Annotated in this window: 4 protein-coding genes; 3 read left to right on the forward strand and 1 reads right to left on the reverse strand. The window is 50.2% G+C overall.

Translation table 11 applies throughout. The features are described 5' to 3' along the window. A partial coding sequence (locus tag AB1S50_RS18755) for a transposase domain-containing protein (protein WP_367152251.1) occupies window positions 1-127 on the forward strand: 127 nt, incomplete at its 5' end. Between the two features lie 666 nt (window positions 128-793). Further along, the gene (locus AB1S50_RS18760) at window positions 794-1,090 is read left to right on the forward strand and encodes a LexA family protein (protein ID WP_367152746.1); all 297 of its coding nucleotides are present in this window, start codon (window positions 794-796) and stop codon (window positions 1,088-1,090) included. On the opposite strand, the gene AB1S50_RS18765 is transcribed toward AB1S50_RS18760, so the two are convergent. Beyond that, window positions 995-2,533: an amidase gene (locus AB1S50_RS18765; protein WP_367152742.1), complete on the reverse strand. Its 1,539-nt coding sequence runs from the start codon at window positions 2,531-2,533 to the stop codon at window positions 995-997. The two genes, AB1S50_RS18760 and AB1S50_RS18765, sit on opposite strands and share 96 nt — an antisense overlap. Window positions 2,534-4,297: 1,764 nt before the next feature. On the opposite strand from AB1S50_RS18765, the gene AB1S50_RS18770 reads away from it, so the two are divergent. After that, window positions 4,298-4,960 (forward strand): IS5 family transposase (locus tag AB1S50_RS18770; protein WP_367152744.1); only part of this gene is annotated, 663 nt, incomplete at its 3' end.

The following is a 4,960-nucleotide window of genomic DNA, read 5'->3' on the forward strand; positions in this document are numbered from 1 at the left end:
AGCCAAGCTGAATGGTCATGATCCCTTTGCGTATCTGAAAGATGTGATGCAGCGATTACCGATGCATCGCGCCAGTGCTATCGGCGAGCTGCTGCCCCATAACTGGGTTCCTGCTGACAAGGTGTGATGCCCGGACGCTTACGTGCGGGGGTATTTAGCTGCACATACTGCTGGAGGAATATTCCTTTATCCAAGTAAAGAATATTCTGATATCGATGGAAGGTTTTTATGGGGCAGCGCTTTGTATATGGCCGATAAGCCGCCTAGTAAGTATAAACCCTGCCTAGGCAATTACGTTGTAGTGTATGGTAAGTTAGGAACCTTAAGTGGAAATATTGTTATGAAAAAACCGAGATTGACTGAAACATTGGAGCACAATGCAAAAATTTGCCACTAATTATAATAACTAATAATTGGGGTCAGAGTAGAGTGACACTTACTTACGTGCAAGGTATTAAAATAATTGAAGAAAGTTGATCGACTGGGTGGTAGGTTTTCCATCGCAAGCAGCGGCTTATGCGGAGAAGCCTATAGTCATCGATGATTGGATCTGGGCCCAACGGGCCAGTTGCCAACTCGTGCCGTTTGGTACCAACGCCCGCACTTACTTGAACCTTGGTCAATCTCTACGTCCTATAGCAGGACCAAATTTGGTTTGCTGAAGCGGGTGAATTGCGGTCCTGGTCCTGTGAGCCGTTACCAGAGTTGGGCATGGACATAGTAGTGTGTCGGCTACTGTCAGGCTTTACCGGCGCCGTGCAGACTCTGGACCTACACCAGAATCCATACATGACTGGCTTGTCCGGCGACCTTACGCCACCTACCTGGTGAAGGCCGGTCGATGATTGGTCATGGAATCCATCACGGCAGCTTGTTGGTGGTTGACCGCAGTTGTGACCTGTATGACGGTGCTATTGTCATCGCGGGTTCTGCTGATGGTTTTTTGATCAAACAGTATCGTGCCAACCCTGCCCGCCAATATTCCTATATCAGGTCACTCAGTTTCGGTAGTTTCAGTGATCCAAACCAACGAAGGCGCAATACGGTGATGGGTTGCCTGTTCATAGCCGTAGGCTGCCTCGATCAATAGCGGCTCGGTATTTGCACCGGAGAAAAAGGAGATACCGACGGGCAAACCCTCCACAAAACCCATTGGCACCGTGATATGGGGATAGCCGGCTACCGCAGCCGGGCTGCCGGCCGAGCCCTGGAATTTATCGCCACTCTCGTAGTTGGTCTGCCAGGCCGGTCCCACAGTGGGTGCAATCAACAGGTCTACATCGCAACGATCCAGTGCGGCATCGATTCCCTCCTTACCGGCCAAGCGCTTGGCGCTTTCCTGAGCCTGTATATAGGCGGAATCGGTTAACGCTGGCGCTTTAAGTGAATATTCGAACAACTCCTGGCCGAAGTGGACAAGTTCCCTGTCGGCTAGCTGCTTATTGCCCTCCACCAGCGCCTTAAGATTATTCACCTCCGGCAGGTCCGCCTGCGCCAGGTAGGCATTGATTCCCGCCTTGAACTCCGATAACAGTACGGTGAATTCCTGCTCCGAAAACTGGCCAACCGTGGTGATGTCACAGCTGTCCACCAGCTCCGCGCCCTGGGCCTGCAGTGCTTGTAACTCCGCATCAAAGGTATTGTCTAGATTTTGGTTGTAGCCCATCAGGTTGCGGACCACACCAATACGCTTGCCCTGCAAGCCGTCTTGCTTGAGTGCTGAGCTGTAGTCAACACTATTGTCGGTCATGGATTCCAGCAACAGGGTGGCGTCGGCCACGGTGCGCGCCATTGGCCCTGCGGTATCCTGACTGTGGGCGATAGGTATAATACCGCTCTGGCTGATGAGGTGCAGGGTTGGTTTGATAGTGACAATACCGTTGATGGCTGCCGGGCAGGTCAGAGAGCCATCGGTCTCGGTGCCCACTGATACTGCTACCAGGTCGGCGGCCACGGCAACTGCTGAACCACCGCTGGAGCCACAGGGGTTGGCGCCCTCTTTATAGGGATTTAGCACCTGTCCCCCCATCGCGCTCCAGCCACTGCTGGAGGGATGGGCGCGAAAATTGGCCCACTCACTCAGGTTCGCTTTGCCCAGAATAACAGCACCCGCGGCGCGGAGTTTTGCCACCAGTGGGGCGTCCTGTTTGGGCAGGTTATCCTTGAGCAACAGTGACCCGGCTGTGTTTGGCATCTTATCGGCGGTATCAATATTGTCTTTTAGCAATACCGGGATACCGTGGAGAGGGCCCCGCGGCCCCTTTTGTGCCCGCTCCTCATCCAGTTGCCTGGCGATCTCAAGGGCGTCGGGATTGACCACAATGATTGAGTGTAAGCCCTTTTCACCAGTATCGTATTTGGCGATACGCGCCTGATAGTACTCCACCAGCTGCACCGAGCTGAGTTGCCCTTCGGACATCATCGTCTGTAGTTCGGTGATGCTCTGCTCACTCAAGTCTGGCGTCTTGAGCCCACTGCAGGCTGCCAGTGAGAATGCTGCCCCAGCTGCTATCACTTTTATCCACTTAAACACGACATAACCCTCCTCTTGTTATGATTGGCTCAAATCCTGCCCGCGCTGCTTGGATCATATCCGTTGCAAGCTACTTGATTTTGTCGGTTTTGTCGATAAGAGGGATTTTCGCCAGAACAAATACGGGCGTTGACGAAAATGGTACAGCGAATCGATTATCGCTCGAGATTCCAATTCCCAGGAACCCGGCTATCCAGGTATACAGAGTAATTGGGGTCGGAGTAAAATTTGGACACCATCTTCATTTGAAGCTTGGGTGTTGGACAAGGTCCAATTCGCAGTAGGAATTGCACAAAATCCCAGAAAAAATTCAGGTGATCGCGTCGAGGTTGAACGTGATGAAAAAGAGGTCAAAATAGTACTCTGACTGCAGCAAAAATGTAGCGGCAGTGCGAATATATTACTCTGCCGTTTTATATATCTAGAAATACGAAATTCTAATAAGTCCAGATTTAACTAGTCAGTGTAACTCAACCGATCGGAATGGAGAGCAAACTTCGGTAACATCACCGCTTTTCGTACCGGCAAGGATGAGAAGGACAGTGGCAGCTATGATCGCCGCGGTTATCTTCCTCACTGGGTCTCTATCGAAGAGCCTCCGAAAATTGTAGAGCCCCCGAAGATTGTAGAGCACCGTGTCCACCTCGGTGATTGGGAATTCGATACCATTATTGGCAAGCATCGCAAGCGAGCCATCGTTTGGTTGACAGGGCGCAAATCGCGATTGGCGCTCACCGCCAAAGCACCCACCCAAGAGGCCAAGGGTATCTAGGGTACGATGATAGCGATGGTCTTACCTTGGTCCGAGCAGGTCCATACCATCATCTCAGACAACGGCAAGAAATTTGCTTGTCACCGAGCTATTGCCGAGACATGCGACATCAACTTCTACTTTGCGCACCCTTATGCCTCCTAGGACCGTGGATTAAATGAAAATAACAACGGCCTTATCCGGCAGTATTTTCCCAAGGATTGCAATTTCATCGCTATCCCTAGTCAGCGTATAGAGCGCGTTGTGGGTAAACTCAACAAGTGAGCGAAGAGTGTCTTGGCATGAAAACATCAAATCAGATTTTTTTGGCACCAACTTACCTACTGCACTAGCAGGCTGTTGAAAAAGTCCTTTTCAGTAGCCTGCTGTCTCGAACAGGGATGTTCGGGCCGCAAATCAAGCATGTAACTGCTTGATTTGTCGTGGAGGGTTTGCGGACATGCGCCGCAAACCCGGGTTGAGGGAAGCCAGGGAGGGCTTTCTCAACAACCTGCTAGGGAGCTGTATCCAAGTAACCAAATACTTGCCAAAAGCCTAAAGAATCGCAAAAGGGCTAAAAAAGCATGGGTCCCTCTTCATGCAACGCAAGTCGATCACTTGATCCGCAGTAAGGGGCGTTCATATACAGTCGCTATAAAAAAAGTTTTTTATCATTAAAAAAACCAATTGGATATTTGTGATCTCTATCACATTTAAGTATTGAAAAACACATAAATAGCTATATTGTTATTTATGACATGTTAGACATATTGAGCAAGAGAGTAACTGAGCAGGCTAAGTCTTAGTCATTAAGTCGATCGCCCTGTATTGCCATCTCTTGTCTATTTTTCTCGCTGCTTAACTGACAGCACAGTAGGAAAAAAACAGTTCGCATATGATCAATCAACAATCTGGAGGAGATCTTGCAATCCTAACAGGCTGTTGAAATTGTCCCGCATCATCAGCGGCTTTGATAAAATTCTCGTACGATAAAAACTAGGTCTTACTCCGACATGCGTGGCGCTGATATCACTCAAGAAGCTCTTTTTACAACGGTACACCTCGAGAGCTTCGTGCCCAAAAACCATCCGTTACGTTCAATCCGATCGCTGTTTAACGAGGCGCTTCGGCGCATCGATTGGCTGCTTTGTGGCGCCTATTCTGAGCGGGGGCGGGAATCTATTCCGCCTGAGCGCCTTTTGCGCGCACAGTTGTTGCAGGTTCTGTATACCATCCGCAGCGAGCGGCAACTGATGGAACAAATGAGCTACAACCTGCTATTTCGTTGGTTTGTCGGTCTGACGGTGGATGATGTGGTTTGGGATCACTCTACTTTTAGTAAGAACCGGGATCGCCTTCTGGAGCACGACGTTATCCCAGCACTGTTCGAAGAAGTCGTCGCCATAGCGCGTAAACGCAACCTGCTCAGTGAAGAGCATTTTAGTGTGGATGGCACACTGATACAGGCCTGGGCCTCGCAGAAAAGCTTTCGGCCAAAGGATGAAGATGATTCGGATTCCACAGGCGGTGGGCGCAATCAAGAGGTCGATTTTCACGGAGAAAAGCGCCTGAATGACACCCATGAGTCAAAGACCGATCCGGATGCCCGCAGTTTCAAGAAGTCACAAGGTAGTGAAGCAAAGCTGGCTTACCTTGGTCACACCCTGATGGAGAAC

Origin of the sequence: Microbulbifer discodermiae (assembly GCF_040742695.1) — a bacterium.
Taxonomy (GTDB): domain Bacteria; phylum Pseudomonadota; class Gammaproteobacteria; order Pseudomonadales; family Cellvibrionaceae; genus Microbulbifer.